The 24,459-nt window shown below is 72.8% G+C and carries 20 protein-coding genes and 2 pseudogenes; 12 read left to right on the plus strand and 10 right to left on the minus strand.

Annotation, left to right across the window (positions count from 1 at the left end; translation table 11 throughout):
* Window positions 1-53 precede the first annotated feature (53 nt).
* Window positions 54-1,043 carry a BadF/BadG/BcrA/BcrD ATPase family protein gene (locus O7615_RS23350; RefSeq protein WP_278179927.1) on the minus strand — a complete coding sequence of 330 codons (990 nt, stop codon included), beginning with the start codon at window positions 1,041-1,043 and terminating at the stop codon, window positions 54-56.
* Between the two features lie 190 nt (window positions 1,044-1,233).
* Here O7615_RS23350 and O7615_RS23355 point away from each other — a divergent pair, with 190 nt between their 5' ends.
* The 8 genes from O7615_RS23355 to O7615_RS23390 all read left to right on the plus strand — a co-directional run bounded on the left by O7615_RS23355 (window position 1,234) and on the right by O7615_RS23390 (window position 11,476).
* A complete protein-coding gene (locus tag O7615_RS23355) occupies window positions 1,234-2,196 on the plus strand; it encodes a MurR/RpiR family transcriptional regulator (RefSeq protein ID WP_278179928.1) in 963 nt (320 codons plus the stop codon).
* Window positions 2,193-2,942 (plus strand): SIS domain-containing protein, encoded by a 750-nt coding sequence (locus O7615_RS23360; RefSeq protein ID WP_278179929.1) that lies wholly within the window; start codon window positions 2,193-2,195, stop codon window positions 2,940-2,942. Before O7615_RS23355 ends, O7615_RS23360 begins: the two co-directional genes overlap by 4 nt.
* Before the next feature lie 26 nt (window positions 2,943-2,968).
* On the plus strand, window positions 2,969-4,372 hold the full coding sequence (gene ngcE, locus O7615_RS23365) for an N-acetylglucosamine/diacetylchitobiose ABC transporter substrate-binding protein (RefSeq protein WP_278179930.1): 1,404 nt from the start codon (window positions 2,969-2,971) through the stop codon (window positions 4,370-4,372).
* Window positions 4,373-4,407: 35 nt separating this feature from the next.
* The gene (locus O7615_RS23370) at window positions 4,408-5,349 is read left to right on the plus strand and encodes a sugar ABC transporter permease (protein ID WP_278179931.1); all 942 of its coding nucleotides are present in this window, start codon (window positions 4,408-4,410) and stop codon (window positions 5,347-5,349) included.
* Between the two features lie 13 nt (window positions 5,350-5,362).
* A complete protein-coding gene (locus O7615_RS23375; RefSeq protein ID WP_278179932.1) occupies window positions 5,363-6,325 on the plus strand; it encodes a carbohydrate ABC transporter permease in 963 nt (320 codons plus the stop codon).
* 75 nt (window positions 6,326-6,400) lie between these two features.
* Entirely contained in the window at window positions 6,401-8,080 is a 1,680-nt protein-coding gene (locus tag O7615_RS23380) for a bifunctional 3'-5' exonuclease/DNA polymerase (protein ID WP_278179933.1), read from the plus strand.
* A 104-nt stretch (window positions 8,081-8,184) separates the two neighbouring features.
* Complete coding sequence (locus O7615_RS23385; RefSeq protein ID WP_278179934.1) at window positions 8,185-10,266, plus strand: xanthine dehydrogenase family protein molybdopterin-binding subunit; 2,082 nt, start codon at window positions 8,185-8,187, stop codon at window positions 10,264-10,266.
* Between the two features lie 97 nt (window positions 10,267-10,363).
* Window positions 10,364-11,476, plus strand: a complete 1,113-nt coding sequence (locus O7615_RS23390; protein WP_278179935.1) for a hypothetical protein — start codon at window positions 10,364-10,366, stop codon at window positions 11,474-11,476.
* Here the strand turns inward: O7615_RS23390 and O7615_RS23395 are convergent.
* Both O7615_RS23395 and O7615_RS23400 read right to left on the minus strand, forming a co-directional pair.
* Complete coding sequence (locus O7615_RS23395) at window positions 11,473-12,459, minus strand: xanthine dehydrogenase family protein subunit M (RefSeq protein ID WP_278179936.1); 987 nt, start codon at window positions 12,457-12,459, stop codon at window positions 11,473-11,475. The genes O7615_RS23390 and O7615_RS23395 overlap by 4 nt on opposite strands.
* Window positions 12,456-12,986 carry a 2Fe-2S iron-sulfur cluster-binding protein gene (locus tag O7615_RS23400; protein WP_278179937.1) on the minus strand — a complete coding sequence of 177 codons (531 nt, stop codon included), beginning with the start codon at window positions 12,984-12,986 and terminating at the stop codon, window positions 12,456-12,458. Before O7615_RS23400 ends, O7615_RS23395 begins: the two co-directional genes overlap by 4 nt.
* Window positions 12,987-13,106: 120 nt before the next feature.
* On the opposite strand from O7615_RS23400, the gene O7615_RS23405 reads away from it, so the two are divergent.
* Window positions 13,107-14,144: an XdhC/CoxI family protein gene (locus O7615_RS23405; protein WP_278179938.1), complete on the plus strand. Its 1,038-nt coding sequence runs from the start codon at window positions 13,107-13,109 to the stop codon at window positions 14,142-14,144.
* Here O7615_RS23405 and O7615_RS23410 read toward each other — a convergent pair.
* Window positions 14,077-14,479: pseudogene (locus tag O7615_RS23410) on the minus strand (VOC family protein). The gene O7615_RS23405 and the pseudogene O7615_RS23410 sit on opposite strands and share 68 nt — an antisense overlap.
* 573 nt (window positions 14,480-15,052) lie before the next feature.
* Window positions 15,053-15,564: pseudogene (locus tag O7615_RS23415) on the minus strand (SigE family RNA polymerase sigma factor).
* Between the two features lie 508 nt (window positions 15,565-16,072).
* On the opposite strand from O7615_RS23415, the gene O7615_RS23420 reads away from it, so the two are divergent.
* A complete protein-coding gene (locus O7615_RS23420) occupies window positions 16,073-16,666 on the plus strand; it encodes a nucleotidyltransferase family protein (protein ID WP_278179939.1) in 594 nt (197 codons plus the stop codon).
* 123 nt (window positions 16,667-16,789) lie between these two features.
* Here O7615_RS23420 and O7615_RS23425 read toward each other — a convergent pair whose 3' ends face one another.
* Together O7615_RS23425 and O7615_RS23430 are read right to left on the minus strand one after the other, a co-directional pair.
* Window positions 16,790-17,707: an amidohydrolase family protein gene (locus O7615_RS23425; protein ID WP_278179940.1), complete on the minus strand. Its 918-nt coding sequence runs from the start codon at window positions 17,705-17,707 to the stop codon at window positions 16,790-16,792.
* On the minus strand, window positions 17,704-18,513 hold the full coding sequence (locus O7615_RS23430) for a metal-dependent hydrolase (protein ID WP_278179941.1): 810 nt from the start codon (window positions 18,511-18,513) through the stop codon (window positions 17,704-17,706). The genes O7615_RS23425 and O7615_RS23430 overlap by 4 nt, the downstream gene beginning before the upstream one ends.
* Before the next feature lie 290 nt (window positions 18,514-18,803).
* Here O7615_RS23430 and O7615_RS23435 point away from each other — a divergent pair, with 290 nt between their 5' ends.
* Window positions 18,804-19,181, plus strand: a complete 378-nt coding sequence (locus tag O7615_RS23435) for a VOC family protein (protein ID WP_278179942.1) — start codon at window positions 18,804-18,806, stop codon at window positions 19,179-19,181.
* 45 nt (window positions 19,182-19,226) lie between these two features.
* Complete coding sequence (locus O7615_RS23440) at window positions 19,227-20,405, plus strand: FUSC family protein (RefSeq protein ID WP_278179943.1); 1,179 nt, start codon at window positions 19,227-19,229, stop codon at window positions 20,403-20,405.
* Between the two features lie 2 nt (window positions 20,406-20,407).
* Here the strand turns inward: O7615_RS23440 and O7615_RS23445 are convergent, their stop codons facing one another.
* The 3 genes from O7615_RS23445 to O7615_RS23455 all read right to left on the minus strand — a co-directional run bounded on the left by O7615_RS23445 (window position 20,408) and on the right by O7615_RS23455 (window position 24,458).
* Window positions 20,408-20,986 carry a DUF1707 domain-containing protein gene (locus O7615_RS23445; RefSeq protein WP_278179944.1) on the minus strand — a complete coding sequence of 193 codons (579 nt, stop codon included), beginning with the start codon at window positions 20,984-20,986 and terminating at the stop codon, window positions 20,408-20,410.
* Between the two features lie 68 nt (window positions 20,987-21,054).
* Window positions 21,055-22,383: a glycosyltransferase family 4 protein gene (locus O7615_RS23450; RefSeq protein WP_278179945.1), complete on the minus strand. Its 1,329-nt coding sequence runs from the start codon at window positions 22,381-22,383 to the stop codon at window positions 21,055-21,057.
* A 140-nt stretch (window positions 22,384-22,523) separates the two neighbouring features.
* Window positions 22,524-24,458: an amylo-alpha-1,6-glucosidase gene (locus O7615_RS23455; RefSeq protein WP_278179946.1), complete on the minus strand. Its 1,935-nt coding sequence runs from the start codon at window positions 24,456-24,458 to the stop codon at window positions 22,524-22,526.
* Window position 24,459 lies beyond the last annotated feature (1 nt).

Below are 24,459 nucleotides of genomic sequence, written 5' to 3' on the forward strand. Positions count from 1 at the left end.
TCGGCGAAGGCGCGATCAGCCTGGACGTGCGGCTCCGGAGTGGTCCGCACGCGTCAGGCGGGCGGGCGGACGATGGGTGCGTGCAGGGCGGTCGGGTCGGTCACCTCGGGCAGGTCGCGGGCGGCGAGCCAGGCCGCGGCGGCGGCCCCGTCACCGGCGAGGCGCAGCGGCGCGTCCGGCCAGCGCCGTCGGGCCTCGGCGCGGACCGCGTCGGCCAGCGGGGTGTCGCCGGTCAGCAGCCCACCGCCGAGCACCAGCGGGGTGGTGTCCCCGGCCGGGCGGATCCGGCTGACCGTGGCGGCCAGGTGCGCGCCGGCCTGCCCGATCAGCGCGGCACCCGCCGGGTCACCGGCTGCGGCGGCGTCGACCACGAGCGGGGCGAGGCGGGCCAGCTCCACCGGCGGGCGGCGGGTGACGGCCTGCACGAGCGCGTCGACGGTGTCCCGGGTACGGGCCGCCACCTCGGTCGAGCCGGTCAACCGGGTGAGGACCCGTCGACCGAGGTCGTCCGGGTCGCCGCCGGTGTCGAGGGCGGCGAGCAGCCGGCGTACCGCCTGGTGGCCGAGCCAGAAGCCGGAGCCGATGTCGCCGAGCAGCCAACCGTGTCCGTCGGCGATCCGGTCCAGCCTCAGCTCGTGCACCCGCGCGGCGATCGCCCCGGTGCCGGCGACGAGGATGGTGCCCGCCGGGCTGGCGGCGCCCGAGGCGTACGCGACCAGGGCGTCGCCGTGCACCGCGTACGGGCAGCGCAGTCCGGCGGCCCGCCACGCGTCGTCGAAGGCGGTACGACCGGCCGGGTCGGCGAGCAGCCGGCCCGCCCCGGCCAACCCGATCGCCCCGGCCCGGACCCGGTCCGGGTCGACGTCGGCGAGCGCCTGTCGCAGGGCGGCGAGGAGTTCCCCGGCGGCCCGTGCGGCACCGTGGCTGGTGGGGTTGCCGCCGCCGGCCCGGCCCACGCCGAGCCGTTCGCCGTCGAGCGTCACCGCGATGGCCCGGGTGGACGTACCCCCGACGTCGAGGCCGACCACGACGGTGCTGGACATCGCCGCCCACCCTCCTCGACCGGACGCGTTCATGCTGGTCGCGCCGGCCTCCCGGGGCAAGGGAGGGGCCCGGTTCACCTCTGTGCGCCAGGTAACAGTTTGAAAACTTCGCCCACGGTCTTGACACAGAGGTGCCTTCAGTAAGAACTTTTACCACTAACAGTTAACAGTCTTTTCGGAAAGGCGTCCCATGGTTGATCACGAGGCGGACACCTCTGCGGGCACCGCGGTGGCCGACGCCGATGGGGTCGACCGGCGGGGCGCTCTCGGCGTCGCCTCCGACGGGACGCTGGCCCGGGTGCGCACCGGCGCCGCCGAACTGACCGGCGCGCTGCGCCGGGTCGCCGAGCACGTGCTCAGCGACCCGGAGGCGGCGGCGCGGGCCACCATCGTGGAACTGGCCGAGCGTAGCGGCACCTCGCCGGCCACGGTCACCCGCTTCTGCCGGGCGATGGGCTTCGACGGCTACGCCGACCTGCGGCTGGGCATCGCCGCCGAGACCGGTCGGGCCCGCTCGGCCGGCTGGACGGTCGACATCGGGCGCGAGATCCAGCCCGGCGACCCGCTCGAACGGGTGCTGGACCAGATCATCGCCGCCGACACCCGGGCCATGCACGACACCGCCGCGCTGCTCGACCTGGCCGAGGTGGAGCGGGCCGCCGTCGCCATCGCCGGTGCGCAACGGGTGAACATCTTCGGCGCCAGCGGCAGCGCCCTGGTCGGCGAGGAGATGCAGTTCAGCCTGCACCGCATCGGGGTGGCCGCGTGGGCCTGGAACGACGTGCACTCCGGGCTGGCCGCCGCCGCGCTGCTGCGGCCGGGCGATGTCGCGCTCGGCATCTCGCACAGCGGGCAGACCCGGGAGGCCATCGAGATGCTCGCCGAGGGGGGCAGCCGGGGCGCGACCACCATCGCGCTGACCGGTTTCCGCCGCTCGCCGCTGGCCGAACTGGCCGACATCGTCCTGCTCACCGCCAGCCAGGCCACCACGTTCCGGCCGGACGCGCTGTCGGCCCGGCACCCGCAACTGGTCGTCCTCGATCTGCTGTACATCGCGGTCGCCCAGCGCACCCACGACCGCGCCCACGCGGCCTTCCGGCGTACCGCCCAGGCCGTCGACGGGCACAAGGCCGCGAGGGGAGCCAGCGCATGATCAGTGCACAGGCGTACGCGGACGCCGTCCGGCCGGTCCTCGACCGGCTCGTCGACCGGCAGGCCGAGGCGCTCGGCCGGGCCGCCGACCTGATCGCGGCCAGCCTGCGCGACGGCGGGGTGCTACAGGCGTTCGGTGCCGGGCACTCGGAGGGCTTCGCCGCCGACCTGGTCGCCCGGGCCGGCGGGCTGGCCCCCACCAACCGGATCTCCCTGCACGACCTGGTGCTGCACGGCGACGCCCCGCGCGACGTGCTCGCCGACCCGAAGCTGGAGCGCGACCCGGCCGTCGCCCACCAGCTCTACGCGATCGCCGCACCGCAGCCGAGGGACGTGTTCGTGGTGGCGTCCCAGTCCGGCATCAACGGCTCGGTGGTCGAACTGGCCCTGCTGGCCACCCGGCACGGTCACCCGCTGATCGCGGTCACCTCGGTCGAACACACCGGACGGGTCGCCCCGCGCCACCCGTCCGGCCGGCGACTCGTCGATCTCGCCGACGTCGTGCTGGACAACGGCGCGCCGTACGGTGACGCACTGCTGCCGCTCGAGGGCGGCGGCGCGGTCTGTGCGGTCTCCTCGGTCACCTCGGCGCTGCTGGCGCAGCTGCTGACCGCTGAGGTCGTACGACGGTTCCACCAGGCCGGAGAGGTGCCCCCTATCTACCTCTCCGCCAACGTCCCCGGTGGGGACGAGCACAACCTCGCCCTCGAGTCGCGGTACGCCGGGCGTCTCCGGCGCACCGCCTGACCCGACACCACAAGGAGAGTCAGACGATGTCCGTTTCCCCCGATCTCAACCGCCGGACCCTGCTGCGCCGCGCGGCGGCCGCGGGCCTCCTGGTGACCCCGGCCGCCGGTCTGCTCAGCGCCTGCGCCGGCAGCACCCCGAGCCAGAACAACGACGACGCCGGCGAGAAGAGCAACGACAACCCCTTCGGCGTGCAGGACGGCAGCGCCGTGAAGGTGGTCATCTTCAACGGTGGTCTGGGTGACGCCTGGGCCAAGGAGGACCAGGCGGTCTTCAGCGCCAAGCACCCGAACGTCACCGTCAACATGAGCTCCACCCAGAAGATCAAGACCGAAGAACAGCCCAAGATGGCGACGACGCCCAGCGACCTCATCATGAACTCGGGCGCCGACCTGATGGACCTGAGCACGCTGATCAACGAGGGCGCCATCGAGCCGCTGGACGACCTGCTCGCCGCGCCCGCCTGGGACAGCGAGGGCACCGTCGCCGACTCCCTGCTGCCGGGCACCGTCTCCGACGGCACCTTCCAGGGCAAGTTCTACGTGGTCTTCGTCGCCTTCACCGTGTGGGGCAACTGGTACAACGGCGCGCTGTTCGACCGCGAGGGCTGGACCCCGCCGACCACCTTCGACGAGTTCTTCGCCCTCGCGCCGCAGATCAAGGCCAAGGGCATCGCCCCGTACGTGTACGACGCCGTGCACGGCTACTACCCGCGCTGGGCGCTCCAGTCGACCATCTGGAAGTCGGCCGGCAAGCAGGCGATCGTCGACATCGACAACCTGAAGGAGAACGCCTGGCGGGCCGAGGGCATCCTGCCCGCCCTGGAGGCGTGGGAGAAGCTGGTCAAGGACAAGCTGGTGCTGCCGGGCAAGCTCGACCACACCCAGTCGCAGCAGGCGTGGCTCGACGGCAAGGCGGCATTCATCCAGGTCGGCACCTGGCTGAAGAACGAGATGGCGGCGACCATCCCGCCGGGCTTCGAGTTGAAGCTCTCCGACTACTGGGGCCTGGGCGCCAGCGACAAGGCGCCGAAGGACGTCTACGCCGGTGCCGGTGAGGGCTTCGTGGTGCCGAGCAAGGCCCCGAACAAAGCGGCGGCGAAGGAGTTCCTGCGTGCGGTGCTCTCCAAGGCCGGCTCGGCGAAGTTCGCCGAGCTGACCAAGTCTCTGGCGTCGACCAAGGGCTCCGGCGACAACGTGGACGACCCGGCGCTGGCCACCGCCAACGAGCTGATGAAGAACGCCGGCTCGGACCTGATCTCGGTCAAGCTCTGGGACTTCTACGCCGACCTGGACAAGGAGAGCCAGAACCTCTCGCAGGAGCTGATGGCCGGCCGGCTCACCGCCGCGCAGTTCGTCGACAAGATGCAGGCCGCCGCCGACAAGGTCGCCAAGGACTCGTCGATCACCAAGCAGACCCGCGACGCGTGACACCGCCCGGACCCAACCGAACGAGGAAGTGAGAAATGCGGCACGGTGTTGGGCGTTTCGCCACCGGCTTCCTGGCGCTGCCGGTCGGGCTCTACCTCTTCTACGTGGTGTGGCCCTTCCTCCAGGCGGCCGGGTACTCCCTGACCGACTGGGGAGGCTACTCGGATCGGCAACAGTTCGTCGGGCTGGACAACTACGTCCGGCTGTTCGCCGACGAGCTGATCAGGAAGGCGTTCTGGCACAACGTCTTCTTCCTGGTCACCGTGCCGCTGTTCACCATCGCGCTGGCCCTGTTCCTCGCGTTCCTGCTCAACGTGGGCGGACGCGAGGACAGGGCTGGCATCCGGGGCGTCTTCGGCTCCGGCCTCTACAAGGTGATCTTCTTCTTCCCGCAGGTGCTCTCCCTGGTCGTCATCGCGGTGATGTGGCAACAGATCTACCGCGCCGACGGCCAGGGCCTGATCAACGGCGTGCTGATGAGGATCGGGTTGGTCGACGAGAACGACCCGATCACCTTCATGTACGACCCGGAGCCCTTCCTCGGCGTACCGGCGGTGCTGTGGTGGCTGCTGCTGATCGCGGTCTGGAGCGGCGCCGGCTTCTACATGGTGCTGTTCTCCGCGGCGATGCAGTCCATCCCGAAGGACATCTACGAGGCGGCCATCCTCGACGGCGCGGGCCGCTTCCACACCTTCTTCCGGATCACGCTGCCGCTGCTGCGGGACACCGTCTCGGTGGCCTGGGTCTACCTGGGCTTCATCGCGCTGGACATGTTCGCGCTGGTCTACATCATGACCCCGAGCCAGGGCGGGCCGAACCACGCCAGCGAGATCTTCGCCTCGGTGATCCACTTCAACGCGTTCCAGAAGGGCCAGTTCGGCTACGCCTGCGCGATCGCGGTGGCCCTGGCGATCTTCACGATCCTGCTGGCCGCGCTCCAACTGAGGATCACCCGTCGTGAGCGGATCGAGTACTGAGGAGACCTGGACGATGAGCACGGTAACCCACACCCCGGGTGGACTGGCCGGCCCCGACCAGGCCCCACCTCCCGACCGTACGAGGGCAGAGCGCGCGGGCGTCGGCGGTGGCGGCGCCGGGGCGCGGTTCTTCAACGGCTTCTCGCACCTGTTCCTCGCCGTCTGGACGGTGATGGTGGTCTACCCACTGCTGTGGGTGGTGATGTCGGCGCTCAAGACCGACGCGGAGGTCATCCGCAAGCCGCTGTCGTTGATCCCCGAGCGGTTGCAGTGGGACAACTTCGCCCGGGCCTGGACCGAGGGGCAGATCGGCGCGTTCTTCCTCAACACCGTGCTGGTGCTGACCGGCAGCGTCTTCCTCACCATGCTGCTCGGGTCGATGGCCGCCTACGTGCTCGCCCGCTACGACTTCCCGGGCAACCGGCTGATCTACTACACGTTCCTGTCCGGGCTGACCCTGCCGATCTACCTCGCCGCGGTGCCGCTGTTCAAGGGCGTCTACAACATGGGCGTGGTGCTGCCGTTCCTCGGCCCGAACAAGCACCTCATGCTGATCCTGGTGTACGTGGCCTGGTCGCTGTCGTTCACCGTCTTCTTCATGCACTCGTTCTTCCGTACCCTGCCCAACGCCATCGCCGAGGCGGGCATGGTCGACGGGGCCTCGCACAGCCGGCTCTTCTTCAGCGTGATGCTGCCGATGGCCAAGCCGGGCCTGATCAGCATCGGCATCTTCAACGTCCTCGGCCAGTGGAACCAGTGGTACCTGCCGACCCTGCTCATGCAGTCGGTGGCCGGGGAGCCGAAGAACCAGGTCATCTCGCAGGGCCTGATCGAGTTGTCGGTCAACCAGGGCTACCGGTCGGACTGGTCCGGCCTCTTCGCCGGGGTGACCATGGCGATGCTGCCCGTGCTCGTCGTCTACATCGTCTTCCAGCGCCAGGTGCAGTCCGGCCTCACCGCCGGCGTCGGCAAGTAGGTGAACGCTCGGCCACCGACGCTGTGACCCGAGCCGTGGCCCGGGTTGTCGGACGGGCCGGGCAGAATCACGACCGTGCTGGTGGCGGTGGTCTCCGACGACCGGGGCGGGGGAGTGCTGCAACCCCTCGACCCGGCCGGCGCGCCGCTGGGCGCGCCGGAGCCGGTGGCCGACCTGGCCGCCGCGGTGGCCGCCCGGGAGCGCGCCGACCAGCCGCGCTGGGTCTGGGCGTCCGGCGCCACGCTCTACCCCGCGCTGCTGCGCGCCGGGGTCCGGGTCGAGCGGTGTCACGACGTGGAGCTGACCGAGACGTTGCTGCTCGGGTACGCCGGTCGGTGGGGTGAGCCACGCGGGCTGGCCGCGGCGTGGGCGCGGCTGAGCGGGGCACCGGTGCCGGCCGATCCGCCGCCCCGCGCCGCCGCGCCGCCGGGCGCCGGGCAGGCCGCGCTCTTCGATGCCGTGCCCGGCCCGCCGGGCCCGGGCATCACGGCGTTGACCAGGGTGTACGCCGACCAGCTCGACCGGGTCGCGGCGACCGACGCGCCGGGGCGGTTCCGGCTGCTGGTGGCCGCCGAGTCGGCCGGCGCGTTGATCGCGGCGGAGATGGGGGCGGCGGGTCTGCCGTGGCGGGCCGATGTGCACGACGCGGTCCTGGCCGAGCTGCTGGGGGAGCCGTCCCCGGTGGGCGGGCCGCCGCGGCGGCTGGCCGAGCTGGCCGCGCGGATCGCCGACGCGTTCGGCGTCCGGCAGGTGCACGCCGACAGCCCGGCCGGGCTGCTGCGGGCCTTCGCCCGGGCCGGGGTGGAGCTGCCGAACACGCGGGCCTGGGTGCTGCGCGGGGTCGATCATCCAGCGGTGCCGCTGGTCCTGGAGTACAAGGAGCTCTACCGGATCTGGACGGCCCACGGGCGGGCCTGGCGGGACGCCTGGGTCCGGGACGGCCGGTTCCAGCCGGAGTACGTCCCCGGCGGGGTGGTGTCGGGGCGGTGGGCCACCCGGGGTGGTGGTGCGTTGCAGATCCCGAAGGTGATCCGGCGGGCGGCGGTGGCCGATCCGGGCTGGCGGTTCGTGGTGGCCGACGCCGGGCAGTTGGAGCCCCGGGTGCTGGCGGCGGTCTCCGGCGACGCCCGGCTCGCCGCCGCGGGCGCGACCGGTGACCTCTACGCGACGCTGGCCCGGGACGCGTTCGGCGGCGACCGGGGCCGGGCCAAGCTGGCCCTGCTCGGCGCCATGTACGGGCAGACCGGTGGGGAGGCGGTGCCGGCCCTGGCGGTGCTGCGGCGCAACTATCCGACGGCGTTCGGCTACGTGGAGGCGGCGGCGCGTACCGGGGAGGCCGGTGGGCTGGTGCGCTCGTGGCTGGGGCGGACCTGCCCGCCCGGGACGGCCGGGTTCGGCGCCGGTGACGACGGGGCGGCCGACCCGGACGCGGCCGGTGATCCGCAGTCGCCCCGAGCCCGGGCGGCCCGGTCCCGGGGCCGGTTCACCCGCAACTTCGTCATCCAGGCCACCGCCGCCGAATGGGCCTCGACGCTGCTCGCGGTGCTCCGGGGCGAGCTGGCCGGCACCGGCGCGGAGCTGGTCTTCTTCCAGCACGACGAGGTGCTGGTGCACTGCCCGGCCGAGTGGGCCGAGCGGGTCGCCGAGGCGGTCGACCGGGCCGGGCGGCGGGCCACTGCGCTGCTCTTCGGCGACACCCCGGTCCGCTTCCCGTTGGATCTGTCCGTCGTGGAGTGCTACGCCGACGCGGCATGAGCCATCGGGCGCAGTTGCGGTGATTGGCGCCGTGATGATCCGATAACACCTATCGTGAGCGTTATGCGTGGTGAGGCGTGGGCGCCGGTCGACGGGACGTGGCGATGAGTGCGGCCGTGGGGCAGCGGTACGCGCGGCTGGAGGGCCACGACAAGGTGACCGGCACGGCGCGGTACGCGGTGGAGTACCCGGCGGCGGGCGTGGCGTACGCCCAGCTGGTGCCGGCGACGATCGTCCGGGGCGTGATCACCGCGGTTGACGCGGAGGCCGCCCTGGCGGTCGACGGGGTGCTGGCGGTACTGCACCACGGCAACGCCCCCCGGCTCGCCGCCGGCGTCGACGCGGAGCTGTTCCGCCTCCAGGAGCCGACCGTCCACTTCCGGGGCCAGGCCATCGCGGTCGTGGTGGCGGAGACCCTGGAGGCGGCCCGGGAGGCGGCCGGGCTGGTCCGGTTCGACTACGCCCCGCAGCCGCACCACACCGAGTTCTCCGCGCAGGATCCCGGGCTGTACCAGCCCGGCCACGTCAACCCGAGCTACCCGACGGACGTGCTCGCCGGCGACTTCGACGCGGGGTTCACCGCCGCCGAGGTCCGGCTGGACCTCACCTACCGGACGCCGGCCTACTTCAACAGTCCGTTGGAGCCGCACGCGGCGACCGCACAGTGGCAGGACGGTCGGCTGCTGGTGCACGACTCCAGCCAGGGCACCTCACCGGGACAGGAGATCCTGGCCCGGCTGTTCGAGCTGCCCCGGGAGGCCGTCCGGCTGGTCAACCCGCACGTCGGCGGCGGCTTCGGCGGCAAGCTGTACCTGAAGGTGCAGACGGTGCTCGCGGCGATGGCGGCCCGGGTGGTCGACCGGCCGGTCCGGCTGGCGCTGACCCGCCAGCAGACGTTCGGACCGGTCGGCTACCGCACCCCGACCATCCAGCGGGTCCGGCTCGGCGCCGACCGGGACGGGCGGATCACCGCCGTCGCCCACGACGCGATCAGCCAGACCTCGACGGTGACCGAGTTCGCCGAGCAGACCGCGGTCTACACCCGCAACATGTACGCCGCCCCGAACCGGCGCACCACCCACCGGCTGGCCCGGCTGGACGTGCCCACGCCGTTCTGGATGCGGGCTCCGGGGCACACCCCGGGATCGTTCGCGCTGGAGTCCGCCCTGGACGAGCTGGCGTTGGCCTGCCAGGTCGACCCGGTCGAACTGCGGCTGCGCAACGACACCGCGATCGACCCGGAGAGTGGACATCCGTTCACCAGCCGCAACCTGGCCGCCTGCCTCGACGACGGGGCCCGGCGGTTCGGCTGGGCCGATCGGGATCCGACCCCTCGGGCCCGACGCGAGGGCCGGTGGCTGTTCGGCACCGGAGTGGCCGGTTGCTGCTACCCCGCCCGGGTGCGTCCGGCCACCGCGTCGGCCACCGCGTCACCCGACGGCAGCTACGAGGTACGGATCAACGCGGCCGACATCGGCACCGGTGCGCGGACGGCGCTGTGGCAGGTGGCCGCCGACGCGCTCGGCGCGCCGCCCGAACGGGTGCGCATCGAGGTGGGCGACACCGCCCTGCCGCCCGCCGACCCGGCCGGTGGGTCGACGGGCCTGGCCTCGTGGAGCTGGGCGGTGGTCCGGGCCTGCGAGCGGCTCTGCGACCGCCTCGCGAAGCTGCGCGGCAGCGTGCCGGCCGGAGGGCTGTCCGTCGAGGTGAGCATCGACGACGAGGTGGCGGCGCAGGCCACGCTGCCGAGGTACGCGTACGGGGCGCAGTTCGCCGAGGTGCGGGTGGACGGGGAGACCGGCGAGGTCCGGGTGCGGCGTCAGCTCGGTGTCTTCGCCGTCGGCCGGGTGGTGAACCCGACCACCCTGCGCAGCCAGTTCATCGGTGGGATGACCATGGGCCTGTCGATGGCGCTGCACGAGGCGGGCCTGTTCGACGCGCGGTACGGCATGTGGGCCAACCACGACCTGGCCACGTACCACGTCAGCAGCAACGCCGACGTGCCGGCGGTGGAGGCGTACTGGGTCGCCGACTCCGACAGCCAGCTCAACCCGCTCGGGATCAAGGGCGCCGGTGAGATCGGCATCGTCGGTGCCGCCGCCGCGATAGCCAACGCGGTGCACCACGCCACCGGCGTACGGGTCCGCGAGCTTCCGATCACCCTGGACAAACTCCTGGCCGCCTGACGTTCCCGCACACGTTCCCCCGGGTTTCCCTGGCGTCCTCCTGGGACCTCGAAGTTGACTACCTGGGTCGACAAGGTGAGGGTTTGCGGGAGGCGGCATGGCCAGACGCGTCTATCTGCACATCGGTGCGCCGAAGACGGGTAGCACCTACGTGCAGAACGTGCTCTGGACGAATCGGAGCGCGTTGCGCGACGCCGGCTTCCTGTTGCCGGGCAGCGCCGTGGCGCACGACCAGGCGATGGCCGACCTGCGTGCGGCGTCCTGGCGGGACGCCGAGGTCTACTGGACGTGGGACCGGTTGGCCGCGGAGGCCCGCGGGTGGCCCGGCGACGTGATCATCAGCAACGAGGGGCTCGGCGCCGCGACCGACGCGCAGGCCGCCCGGGCGGTGCTGAGCCTGGAGCCCGCCGAGATCCATGTCATCGCGGCCGGGCGTGATCTGTGGCGTACCTTCCCGTCGTTCTGGCAGCAGAGCGTCCGGGCCCGCAGCGGTTGGCGCTTCGAGGGCTTCCTGCGCGCGGTGGAAGAGGGCCGGGCCGATGCCTTCTGGACCAACCACACGGCACCCCACATGCTGCGCCGCTGGGGTGGTCTCGTCCCGGCGGAGCGGCGATACCTGGTGACGGTGCCGCCGGCCGGTGCCCCACACGATCTCCTGTGGCACCGCTTCGCCGGGATCATGGGCATCCCGGACGGGCTGTGCGAGCTGGCCGAGCCCACCTCGAATCCCTCGCTCGGTGCCGCCGAGATCGAACTGCTGCGCCGCGTCAACCTGGCGCTGGGCGACAGCTACCCGCTCCGGACGCCGTACCAGCGGGTCGTCCACCGTCACCTGGTCAACGCGGTGCTCAAGCGGCGCGTTGACGGGTTGCGGTTCGGTGTCGGCCTGGACCGGGCCGAGTGGGTGCGCGACCTCGCGGAGCAGCAGATCAAGGAGCTTCGGGACTATCCGTGCCGGATCGTGGGCGATCTCGACGAGCTGCGGCCGACCACCATGAGGCCGAGCATCGGCCCCGACGAATTGGACGACGGGCAGCTGCTCCAGGCCGCCATCGAAACGATCGTCGGCATGCTGGGTCACGCCGAGTCGCTCACCCAGCGGACGGCGGACCGCGACCACGGCACCGTCCTGTCCCGACTCAAGACCCGGGCGGCCGGGGGCGTCCGGCGTCACCTGCGGCTGACCACCCGGCCGGACCCGGAGAGCTAGGTCGCGTCGACCAGGTCGAGCAGGGTGCGGACGATGGCGTTGCGGGCGAGCGGGATCTTGAACGCGTTGTCCGACTGCGGTCGGGCGTCGGCCAGCTCGGCCTCCGCGGCGTGCCGCAGGCGCTCCTCGGTGGCCGGCCCGCCGCGCAGCAGATCCTCGGCCCGGGTCGCCCGCCACGGCTTGTGCGCCACACCGCCCAAGGCGATCCGCACGTCGCGGACCCGCCCGTCGGCCAGGTCGACCGCCGCGGCCACCGAGACCAGCGCGAACGCGTACGAGGCCCGGTCGCGGATCTTGCGGTAGTAGGAGCGGGTGGCGAAGGCCAGCGGCGGCAGGTCCACGGCGGTGATCAGCTCACCGTGGACCAGCACGTTGTCGGCCTGGGGCTCCGATCCGGGTAGCCGGTGCAGTTCGGTGAGGGGGATGCTCCGGCCACCGTCCGGGCCGATCGTCCGCACCGTGGCGTCCGTCGCGGCCAGCGCGACCGCCAGATCGGACGGGTGGGTGGCGATGCAGTCGGTGGAGGCGCCGAGGATGGCCAGGTCCCGGTTGTGTCCCTCGATCGCCGAGCAGCCGGTGCCGGGCTCGCGCTTGTTGCAGGGCGTGGTGATGTCCTGGAAGTAGGGGCATCGGGTGCGTTGCAGCAGGTTGCCGCCGACGGTGGCGAGGTTGCGCAGCTGGGTGGAGGCGCCGCCGAGCACGGCCTGGGCGATCACCGGATAGCGGAGCCGGATCAGCGGATCGGCGGCCAGGTCGCTGTTGGACACCCCGGCACCGATGCGTACCCCGCCGTCGGGCAGTTCCTCGATCGCCCGGGAGGTCACCCCTCGGATGTCGACCAGCAGGTCGGGACGGGCCACGTCGAGTTTCATCAGGTCGACCAGGTTGGTGCCGCCGCCGAGGTACGCGGCCTGCGGCGAGCGGGCCAGCAGGGCGACCGCGCTGGACGGATCGGTGGCGCGTTCGTAGCGGAATGGCCTCATGAGCGGGCCACCTCCTGGATCGCGGGCACCATGTTGGCGTACGCGGCGCAGCGGCACAGGTTGCCGCTCATCCGTTCCCGGATCTCGTCGGGGTCGGCGGCCAGGTCGACCGGTCCCGTCCGCGGCCCACCGTCGGGCGGCGCGAACGTGACCGCGCTCGGCCAGCCCGTCGCCGCCTCCTCCAGCATGGCGACGGCGGAGACGATCTGGCCGGGTGTGCAGTAGCCGCACTGGAAGGCGTCGTGCGCGATGAAGCTGCGCTGCACGGGGTGCAGGCCGTCGCCGTCCGCGAGCCCGGCGGCGGTGACGATCTCGGCGCCGTCGTGGGCCACCGCCAGCGCGAGGCAGCTGTTGGCGCGCCGCCCGTCGAGCAGCACCGTGCAGGCGCCGCACTGGCCGTGGTCGCAGCCCTTCTTGGGGCTGGTGTTGCCGAGCCGTTCGCGCAGCGCGTCGAGCAGGGTGGTCCGGGTGTCGACGGTGAGTCGGTGGTCGGCGCCGTCCACGCGGAGCGCGATCTCGGTATCCATGGTGTCCCGCCTCGGGAGTTGCCGACGAAGTCCAACCCCATTAAACGGATCGACAGCGGATAGATCTGGCAAAAGCTATAAAAGTTACGCAAAGGGCGTGCGACCGAAGGGGTTCGACAGGTGTTGGCGGAGGTGTGGCCGTTCGTCGCGCAGCGGCAGGGCGCCGGCCAGCGGGTGGTGCTGGCCCGGCTGGTGCGCCGTGCCGGCCCGGGATCCCGCCCGCTGGGTGCCACCATGGCGGTGGCCTCGGACGGCGCCTGGAGCGGGTCGGTCTCCGGCGGCTGCGTGGAGGGAACCCTGCTCGACGAGGCCCGCTCGGTGCTCGACGGGGCCCGTCCCCGCCTCGTCTCGATCAGCCCCGGCGTCGACCTGATGCCCTGGGAGCCCGCCCCGGCCTGCGCCGGGGAGTTGGGCGTGCTGATCTGCCCCGTGCCGACCGGCCCGGTGTACGCGGCCATCGGCGCGGCGCTGGCCACCCGCCGTCCGCTCGCGCTGGGCGTCGAACTCCGGGAGCCGTTCCGGTGGTCGACGGCCGCCAGCCGGGACGCGTTGCCGAGCGGCGACGACCACTTCGTGGAGGAACTGGACCCCGGGCCGGTGCTGCTGCTGGTCGGCGCCACGGACCTGGCCGCCGCGCTGGCGACCCTGGCGGTGCCGACGGGTCACCGGGTGGTCGTGGTCGACCCGCGTCCCACGTACGCCCGGCGCGAGCGGGTGCCGGCGGCCGACGACGTGATCTGCGTCTGGCCGGACGAGTGGCTGGCCGCCGCCTCGCTCGGCCCGCGTGACGCGGTGCTGGCGCTGACCCACGACCCGCGGATCGACGACCGGGCGATCCGCGCCGCCCTGATCGGGTCGGCCGGGTACATCGGCGCCCTGGGCAGCCGGGAGACGCACGCCCGGCGGCTGGCCCGGTTGGCCGGCGCGCCGGGCCTCGACCGCCTCGCCGGCCCGGCCGGGCTGGACCTCGGCGCGGCCTCCCTGGCCCAGACCGCGCTGTCGATGCTCGCCGAGGTGGTGGCGGTCGGCAACCGGCGGACCGGCGGCCGGCTATGCGACGCGCGGGGAGCGATCCGAGCGGCCGTCCTGACTACTCACGATTGGACCACGAGCGACGGGACAACACGAGGCGATACCCGTCCGGATCTTCGACTGTGACCCCCCCACCGGTCCCAGTACGCGCCCTGCGATACGCGCTTGCCGCCGGCCTGTTCAAGGCGAGCTACGAGCGCGTCGTCGACCGCCCCAGACAGATAGAGCACAAGGAGATCCTCGTCCGTCGGCGTCGGCTGCACGGTGAGATTCGAACCACCAACCAGTTCCAGATGCCACGACGCCTCACGCCAGCCCAGCATCAGTAGGTCGTGCTCTCCCGTACCACCCGCAGCCCGGTACAACACCTCCAGTCCGAGCCCCTGCACATAGAAGCGCTCGACTGCGGCAAGGTCACGGGTGGGACGGGCGATGCGGAGAACCGACTTCGGGTCGATCATGCAGATGACTCCATTCATTCAGGGAACCACAGCCTGCAACCTGAACCCTGCGTGACTACGGCTGGACAGTGCTGATGCGCAAGCATCATGGAACGTCCCCAGCCGAGCCCACCGGAGACGGGACGGGGCTGATCGGGACGGGGCTGGGTAGGTTTCCCGGCGGGGGCAGGTCGGGGCCGATGGGGACAGGGCTGGCCGAGCCCACCGGGGGCGGGACGGGGCTGATCGGAACAGGGCTGGGTAGGTTTCCCGGCGGGGGCAGGTCGGGGCCGATGGGGACAGGGCTAGCCGAGCCCACCGGGGGCGGGACGGGGCTGATCGGGGCAGGGCTGGGGAAGTCCGCGGGTGGCGGGTCGGCGGGGGCGGACGGTGGCGGGGCGTCCCGGTTCACGGCCGCGAACGCCAGTGGTGTGCCGACCATGAGGGCGACGACGACGCCCGCGGCCCCCACCGAGATGGTGAGGGTACGACGCTTGCGCGCCCGGGCGACGGCGGAATCTGCCAGATTCATCGGGACTGCCTCCTCGGCAAGATCGGTAAGGGTGGCTCGGATGAGGTCGTCGAGCGGGGTGTTCATCGCTTCAGCTCCAGCGCGAGTTCGGCACCGGGCAGCACCTCACGCAGCCGACTGACCGCCCGGTGGGTTCGGCTGCGGACCGTCCCGACCGAGCAGCCGAGCACCTCGGCCACCTGTTGCTCGGGCAGGTCCTCGTAGTACCGCAGGACCAGCACCGCGCGCTGCGCCACGGGAAGGCGCAGCAGGGCTGCCCGCATGGCCAGCCGCAGGTCGGCATGGCCGCTGTCGTCCGGGTGTTCCCGCTCGACCGGCGAACCGACCAGCGTCTCCCGTAGCCGTCCCCGGCGCCGCCACCAACTGACCCGCTCGCGGTACATCACCGCGCGCACGTACCCCTCGGGGTCCTCGTGCCGGATCGTCGGCCATTTGACGTACGTCTGGCCAACGCCGACTGCACCAGATCCTCGGCGGCATGCTGGTCGCCGGTGAGCAGGTAGGCCGCCCTGATCAGGGCGGCGGTCCGGCTCTGCGCGAACTCACCGAACCTGGCTCTCGCCTCGTCGTCCAACCGCTCAGCTCCGTTCCGTACGCCACATCCACCACCACAGACGCACGGGACCGCGCCCACTATCCATGACACGCTCGGCATCCTGGACGCGGCTCGTTTCGACATCGTGCAGGACGAGGACGGCCTGCACGTTCACCGGCGAGGCTTCCGGTTGGGGCCACCCTCGCGCTCGGCGGGATCCTCACCGCCACGCTGCGCGAGTTCGTCGGCCTCGGCGCCGACAGCGACACCGGACCGCTGCGCGCCCCCGCCACCATCCACCAACCCGCCTGACCGAGGAGATCCCCGTGACCCGCACCAACCGCCCGCTGTGCCGTCCGGCGTCCGATGATCGGGCGCGGCGCGTGTGGCGAAGGATGAGATAGATATCCAATTTATACGATTTGCCCCGCCACTCTCCTCCGACGCTGGTCGTTGCAAACGGTGTGCGTCGGACGGGACGGCCTGGGTCATGTGGCTCCGCCGGTCCCACACTGGAGGGAGCGCAGCTCTGAACCGGATCGCAGGAATGATCATCGCTGCGGGGGGTGGCCGCCGGATCGGCGGCCCGGAGGCCCTGCTGCACCAGGGCGGCAAGCCCCTGGTCGATCAGATGATCGACACGCTGACGGAGGCGGGCTGCGGGCAGATCGTGGTCGTGCTGGGTGCTGCGGCCGACCAGGTCCGCGAGACCGCCGACCTGAGCCGCGCCACGGTGGTGGTCAACCGTGCCTGGGGCACCGGCGTCGGCTCGTCCATCCGGGCCGGCCTGGCCGGGATCGACGACGACCGGGTCGAGGCGGCGGTGGTCGTGCCGGTCGACATGCCGGGGCTCACCGCCGCGGCGATCCGCCGGGTGACCGCGCTGCCCTTCCCCGACGTACTGGTCTGCGCCACCTACAACGGGCTGCGCGGCTACCCGATGCTGTTCGGCCGCCGGCACTGGCCGGGCATCGCGACCCTGGCCAGCGCCGACGTCGGCGCCCGGCCCTACCTGCTGGCGCACAAGGACCAGATCGTCGACATTGCCTGCGACGCGGTGGCCGACGGCAGCCGGGTGGACACCCCCGAGCTGATGGCCCTCTACGGCCTCTCCGTACCCGAACAACGCGTCGGCGCCTGACCCGCCCACCCGGCCCGTCGATCTTGCAGTTTCGGTCGCCGTTTCGTGACTCCTGACCCGATATGTGACGACCACAACTGCATGATCGACGCGTTCCGGGGTGGGGGCGGGGGCGGGGGTGGGTTAGGTGGGGGTGAGGGTGAAGAGGGTGGCGGCGGATTGCCAGCAGACGGCGCGTAGCCAGTCGTCGCCCAGGTCGAGCCGGGCCAGGCCGGCCAGCTGCTCCGCGTACGGGTAGGGGATGTTCGGGAAGTCGCTGCCCAGCAGCACCTTGCCGGCCAGCCCCAGCTCGCGCAGCCGGGGCAACTCGTCGCCGGGGAAGGGCACGAACTGGTCGAAGAACGCGGTGAAGGCCATCGTGGTGTCCAGCCGCACCCGCGCGTACCGCTCGGTGAGGTCGAGGAAGGCCGGATAGTCCGGCGCACCCATGTGCGCGACGATCGCGGGCAGCCGTGGGTGCCGGGCCAGCAGCGCGGCGAACGGCTCCGGGCCGGTGTGGGCGGTGCCCACCGGTGCGTGCCCGGCGTGCACCACCACCGGCACGTCCGCCTCGGCGAGCAGGCCCCACACCTGGTCCAGCGCGGGGTCGGTCGGTGCGAAGGCACCCACCTGGAGGTGCACCTTGAACACCCGGGCGCCCTCGTCGATCGCCTCGGCGACGTAGCGGGGGGCCTCCGGCTCGGGGAAGAACGTCGCCGAGGGCAGGCAACCGTCGGTGGCGCGGGCGAAGTCGAGCGTCCAGCGGTTCAGCTGCTCGGCCATGCCGGGTCGGTGGGCGTACGCGAGCGCGCTGAACGCCCGGACGCCGAGCCGGCGCAGGTGGACCACCCGGTCCTCGTCGCTCCACCGGTACCGGATCGGCCACTCGACGCCCACCAGCGGCCCGGCCGCCGCGAAGTACTCCCACACCCGCCGGCGCAGCCGGGGCGGCAGGAAGTGCACGTGGACGTCGGCCAGGCCGGGCAGGCCGAGCCCCTGCCAGAATCGCGGTACGGCCGCGTCGGCCGCGACGATCCCCGGGTCGACGGCGTCGACGCTCATATCTTGAGGTCGAGGTTCTGTAGCACCGAGGGGGCGACCAGCCCGATGGCGGCCAGCACCGAGACGATGGTCAGCGCGGTGCGGACGAAGACGATCTCGGTCCGACCGCCGGCCCGCAGCGCGATCCTGTCGGGCAGGCTGATCGGCGTCCACATCCGCCGTTTGAGCGGGATCGGCCAGAGGATCGGCACGCCCGCCCGGGTGATCATGTCGCCGATGATGTGCACGAAGCAGCCCACACCGACCGCCAGGCCGATCATCGGATAGCCCCGGTCGCCGGGCAGGTTGGCGGCGGTGAAGACGGCGGCGCCGGCCGAGATCAGGGTGACGACGAGCCAGCCGGCGCGTTCGGCCCACTTGTCGAACAGCCCGCGCAGGGCCAGGCCGATCATGAAGAACAGGATGCCGATGACCGCCCACTTGCCGTACCGGGCGCACAACGTGGTGGTGCCCCAGCCCACCAGTACGGTGAAGGGGATGGTGTGGGTCAGCGTACGGTGGCCGTTGTTGCGCTTCGGGTCGCGGCTGAGCTTCGTGGCGTAGTAGACGCCCAGCGAGACCTTCTCCACCACCTCGGCGACGAACAGCGAGAAGACGCCGAAGGTGCGGGCCACCGTCGCGCCACCCCTGTTACGGGTCACCTTGCCGGACAGGTCGAGGTCGGGCAGCAGCGCCCCGCCGGCGCAGACCGCCGTGCCGACGGCCAGCGCCAACGTCGACTGCTCGTAGTCGTAGAACTGCTGCAGCGCCCAGGCCCCGCTCAGCCATACCGCCGCGCCGGACAGCGCGTGCGACGGTCCCATCATCTCGGCTCGCCCTCCCCAGGGATCTTGAGCGCCAAAACTACGCCACTGTAATTCGCTGCGGCGCCGCAGGGGGAGCACCCAACCGGTCCACAGGGGACGATGCCGGGACACGGTCGGTGGACCGGGCCGACCACCAGGGAGTATCGCAGTCCGCGCGCCGATCACCGGGCGCTGTGTCGGCCATGGGACGCGGCGCCGTCGGTGCGGCGCGGTAACGTCCTCGGACGGTGCCGCTCCCGGTGTGGCCGGGGTGCAGGCACCCGCCACCGGTGGACGGCGGGGAGGATCCGATGACCGAGGACGTCACGTTCGACGGGATCGCCCCGGTCGTACCGGTGCGTGACCTGGATGCCGCGCTCGACCGCTACGAGCGGCTCGGCTTCACCGTGCGCGCGCACACCGGCGCCGAGCGGTACGGCTTCGTGGCGCGCGGCCAGGTGTCGCTGCACCTCACCGAATGGGCCGAGCACGACCCGACCCGCACGGCGTCGGCGGTCTACCTCTACGTCTCCGACGCCGACGCGCTGCACGCCGACTGGGCCGCGTCAGGTGTCGAGGGCCGGCTGGGCGAGCCGCGCGACACCCCGTACGGCCTGCGTGAGTTCGCCTTCGTCGACCCGGACGGGACCCTGCACCGCGTCGGCTCCCCGCTCACCGGGCGAGCCTGAGCGCGCGGTGGCGTTCCCGGCGACCGATCGGGGGTAAGCCCGGCCATGGCTGACCGGAGCGACGCCGTGTGCCCCTGTTCCTCGGCCGAGGCGGCGGCCAGGGAGATCACCATGCGGGTCCGGCGGCACGGCGGCGAGATGGGCCGCCTGCGGCTGCGCCAGCTGGAGATCATCCTGGTCATCGCGGGTCAGGCGGGTGTCGCCGCGGCACTGTCCTGGGCGGTCGCCCATAACCTGCTCGACCGGCCGTTCCCGATCTTCGCCCCGAGCGCGGCGGTGGGCATCATCGTGGCCGCCCTCGGTCAGCGGGCTCGGCGTACCGTCGAACTGATGCTCGGCGTCGCGCTGGGGCTCGTCGTGGGCAACCTCCTGCTGCTCGTCCTCGGGTTCGGTGCCTGGCAACTCGGCGTGGTCGTCGCGCTCGCCATCACCGTCGCGCTGCTGCTGACCGGGCGTAGCGGCGCGCTCGTGGCGCAGGCCGGCAGCGCCGCCGTCCTGATAGCCACCCTGTCACCGGGCGAGCCGGACCTCGAATGGTCCCGCCTGCTCGACGCCGCGGTCGGCGGCGTCGTCGGACTGGTCGTGGTCGGGTTGCTGCTGCCGGTCAACCCGATGCGCGTCATCGACCGCGCCGCCACACCGATCATCACGACCCTGCACGAGCAGCTACAGGAGATCGCACACGCGATGACCGAGCGGGATGCCGGCCGCGCGGTGCGGGCACTGGACCGACTCCGTGCGGTGGACGCCGACGTCGACCGGCTGCACGAATCCCTCCAGGGCGCCGAGGAGGTGGCTCTCATCGCGCCGCGGCACTGGCGCCGCCGCCACGACGTCGAGCGCTACCTGCGCGGAGTCCAGCACTTCGACCGGGTGATGATCGAGTGTCGTGGGCTGGCCCGCTGGACGGCCACCAGCCTCCAGAACGGGGAGCGACTTCCGGCGGAGCTGCCCGTCGCCGTGCGGCGGCTCGCGGAAGCGCTCCGGCTGCTGCGGCAGGAATCCCGGACCGGCAGGCCACCCACGAAGGCGCTGCGCCTGGCCCTGGCCACCGCGGAAGCGGCGGGCCGGGCGCGCGTACACCCCCTGGAGCGATACGCCGACGGCGTGGTGACCCGGTTGTTCACCGCGGTGAGCGACCTCATCCGGTCGATCGGGTACGAACCGGATCGCGCGAACCGGATGACCCGGGCGGCGGCGCAGCGGGCCACGCGCGATGCCTGACGTCACCACCAGCGCTTGCGCGGCGGGCGGACGGTCACGTCCCCGAAGATCGCGCGGCAGTGCACCTCGATCACCGGGGCGCCCGCGGCGACCGGCCCGCTCAGCTTGGACTGCTTACTGCCGAAGACCGCACTACCGGTGAGCCGGACGTCCGTGCCCTCCGCGACCACGATCGTGACGTTGCCGAAGATCGCCTCCGCATCGATCCGGGTCACCCTCCCGGGCAGCCGGGCCTCGTGCAGCTCGATCCGGCAGTCGCCGAAGACGGCCCGGGCATCGATGCGCTCCGGCACCGGCCAGGCGCCCTTGCGCACGTCGTTGCCGAAGACGGCCAGGAGCCGCTCCGATGCCGGGACGAGCGCACCGGTGGCCGGTCGGCCGGGCGCGTCCGGCAGGTCGCTGGTCAGCTTGGCCAGCTCGCCCCGGGTGAGCGCGGCGTGGGCGGCGCCGGCCCGCTCGGTGTACTCGTCGAGGGTGAGTCGGCCCTCGGCGGCCGCCTTGCCGAGCAGCTCCACGACCTCCTCCCGTTCCCGGTCGGAGACTCGCAGCCGGTCGTTGTCGTCGTTCCTGTCGCGTTCCACCGCCCGAGACTAACGGCGCCCCGCGAACCGCCCCTCCCTCGCGGGGGAGGGAGGGGATTGGGGTGGGGCTAGGAGGCGGCGACGTGGATGGCGAGGAGGTTGCCGTCGGGGATGGTGATGGCCCGTCGGGGCGGCCCGTCGGGGTCCGCGCGGCGGGCGTGCGGCGGGACGTGGTCGCGGCGGGCGGCGGCGTACGTCTGGGCGGTGCGCGTGGCGATGGTGGCCCAGCCGTACCGCTGGCCGACCATGCTGCGGGCCCGCCGAGCCACCCGTCGGGCGAAGACCTCGTCGCCGAGGAGTTGCCCGACGGCGCCGGCCAGGGCCGGCGGGTCGCTGTGCGGGAAGGTGACGCCGGTGACGCCCGGTTCGACGATCTCCGCCAGCCCGCCGGTGCGGGCCACGGCCAGCGGTGCCCCGGCCGCCGCGGCCTCCAGGGCCACCATGCCGAAGGGCTCGTAGAGGCTCGGTACGACGGTCGCGTCGGTGGCGCCGAGCACCGCCGGCAGCTGGGTGTTGTCGAGGAAACCCGCGAAGCGTACGGCCCCGCCGAGCCCGAGCTGGCGGGTCCGGTCCTCCAACTCGCCCCGGTAGGGGCCGTCCCCGGCGATCAGCACCCGCAGCCCGGGGTGCCGCACGCGCAGCTGTGGCACGGCGTCGACCAGGTGCTGCACGCCCTTCTCGTAGACCAGCCGGCCCGCGTAGCCGATCAGCGGGCCGGTCCCGGCGAAGCGGGCGCGGGCCGAGGCGACGGCGCGGGGGCGGGCGCGCCAGGCCCGGTCGTCGACGCCGTTGGGCACCACGTCGATCTGGTCCTCCGGCGTCTCGAACAGCGTGGCGACCTGCTCGCGCATGTAGCCGGAGCAGGCGATGACGCGGGTCGAGGCGTTGCTGAGCCAGTGCTCGACGCCGTGGATGGTGCGGTTCATCTCCTCGGGCAGCCAGCCCTGGTGCCGGCCGGCCTCGGTGGCGTGCATGGTGGTCACCAGCGGCAGGCGCAGGTGCTCGGCGAGGGTGATGGCGGTGTGCGCGACGAGCCAGTCGTGCGCGTGGACGACGTCGTAGTCGCCGGTGTCGGCGGCGCGCAGGGCGGCCCGGGTCAGGGTGTGGTTGAACGCCATCGTCCAGGCCAGCAGCGAGCCGGTGGCCAGCGGGAAGGTGACCGGGTCCTCGGCGGCGCGCAGCACGCGTACGCCGTCGATGTGTTCCTCCAGCGGCGCGCCGTCGGCGTGGCGGGTGACGACGGTGACCTCGTGCCCGGCGGCGGCCAGGGCCACGGAGAGGGCGTGCACGTGTCGGCCGAGACCGCCGACGAGGACGGGTGGGTACTCCCAGGACAGCATCAGCACCCGCTGCGAGCGTGCGGGGTTGATGTCGATCACGTCGGCGTTCGGTGACATACGCGCCCCCTTTGAGTTGTCTCCGCGCGGCGGCCCGCCGCCCCCCGGTGGGCGGTGTCCAGGTCACGGCCGGATCGGGACCAATCCTGGTCGGGGCTGGATAACCAGCCGAGACGTACCCGTTGCAGGGGTGTAAAGCGCTAACGGCGGGCGCGCAGCAGCTCCGCGACCGACCACGCCTGGAAGGGGCATCCGGTGGCGGTGTGTGGTGCCGTGCCGTCGGCGGTCTCGCTGACCGAGCCGAGACCGTACTCGGTCAGGTGCGCCTCCAGACCGGTGAAGAGCGCGTCGACCGGCAGGCCCGCCCGGCGGGTGGCGTCGGCGTACGGGCCGATCAGCCACGGCCAGACGGTGCCCTGGTGGTACGCGGTGTCCCGCTCGGCCGGCCCGCCCCGGTGCCGGTCGTGGAAGCCGGGACAGTCGGGGGAGAGGCTGCGGGGGCCGAGCGGGGTGAGCAGCCCGGCGCCGACGCGGCCCAGCGCCTCGGGGTCCGGCTCCAGCGGTGCGAACGGCAGCGACCAGGCCAGCAACTGGTTGGGGCGCAGCAGGTCGTCGTCGTGGTGCGCCGCGCCACCCAGCGGGTACGCCGGTGCGGGCGCGTCGACCACGTCGTGCAGCCAGCCGGCCGGGGTGGGGAAGCGGTCCCGGAACGCCGTGACCGCCCGCCGGTGCCACCGGTGCAGCCCGTCGGCGTCCCGCCCGGCCAGCTCGGTCAGCTCGATGACCCCGGCCAGACCGTTGATCCACAGTGCGTTGACCTCGACCGGTTTGCCATGGCGGGGGGTGACCGGCACCCCGTACACGCGGGCGTCCATCCAGGTCAGTGCGGCGCCCGGGGCGCCCTGGGTGAGCAGCCCGTCGGCCGGGTCGACGACGATGCCGTAGCGGGTGCCGGCCAGGTGGGCGTCGACCACCGTGCGCAGCGCGGGCACCAGCTCGTCGCCGAGGTCGGTGTCGCCGGTGACGGTGACGTGCCGGCTGACCGCGTGCAGGAACCACAGCGTGCCGTCGACGGTGTTGTACTCGACCCGGCCGGTGTCGGCGGTGTTGGCCAGCATCCCCTCCGACAGCCGCGCCGCGTACCCGCGCAGCAGCTCCCGGCCGAGTTCGGCCCGGCCGGTGTGCAGGAACAACCCCTCGTAGGAGATCATCGTGTCCCGCGACCAGGCGCCGAACCACGGATACCCGGCGACCACCTCCACGGCGGTGTCGTCGGTGCGGACCACGAACGCGTCGGCGGCCAGCGCCAGGGTGGCCCCGACGTCGTCGGCGGGTTTCGCCGCCGCCACCACCGCCCGGTTACGCCGCCGCGCCGCCGCCACCACCTCGGGCGCCGGGGGCGGTTGCTGGTCCAGCTGGCCCGCCCAGGCCAGCACCGACACCGTGTCCCCGGGGCGGCGCAGGGTGTCGTGGAACTGGCCCGCGTACCACAGGTCCTCCTCCGGGTGCAGGCCCCGGGCCGCCTCCTCGCGGTGGTGGACGCCCCGCCACCAGTGGCCCTGCGGCGTCCAACCGGGCCCGGACAGCCGGTACGCCTCCTCGATCACCGCGCCGCCGTCGACCGGGTCCATCCGCAGCGGCGGCCCGTCGCCGCGGCGCTCGCCGTGCGCGTCCCGCCAGGTGCCGGCGGCGGCCAACTCCAGCTCGACCGGGCCGCCGCTGACCAGCCGGTGCACCACCGCCACGCAGGAGCGGCCGTGCAGGGTGGCCAGTTCCCGCTCGATCACCACGTCGCCGATGCGCCACCGCCAGCGCGGCAGCCCGTCGGTCAGGTCGAAGCGTTCCAGCAGCTCGAAGCCGCGCGGGTCGAGGTCGCCGGAGGCCCACTCGTGCGCGCCGAGCCGGACCCGGGCGCCGGAGGGCAGCAGCACCGCCGGATCCAGGCTGGTCAGTCCGACCTTGCGGGAGGCCGGAGTGTCCCCCGGCACCACCAGCAGCCCGTGGTAGCGGCGGGTGCGCAACCCACCGACGGTGCCCATGGCGTATCCGCCGAGGCCGTCGGGCACCAGCCATTCGCGGCTGGCGGCGCTGGTCAGCTCGCCGCAGACCTGCGAACCGAAGTGAATCTCGATCAAC

Origin of the sequence: Micromonospora sp. WMMD1082 (assembly GCF_029626175.1) — a bacterium.
Taxonomy (GTDB): domain Bacteria; phylum Actinomycetota; class Actinomycetes; order Mycobacteriales; family Micromonosporaceae; genus Micromonospora.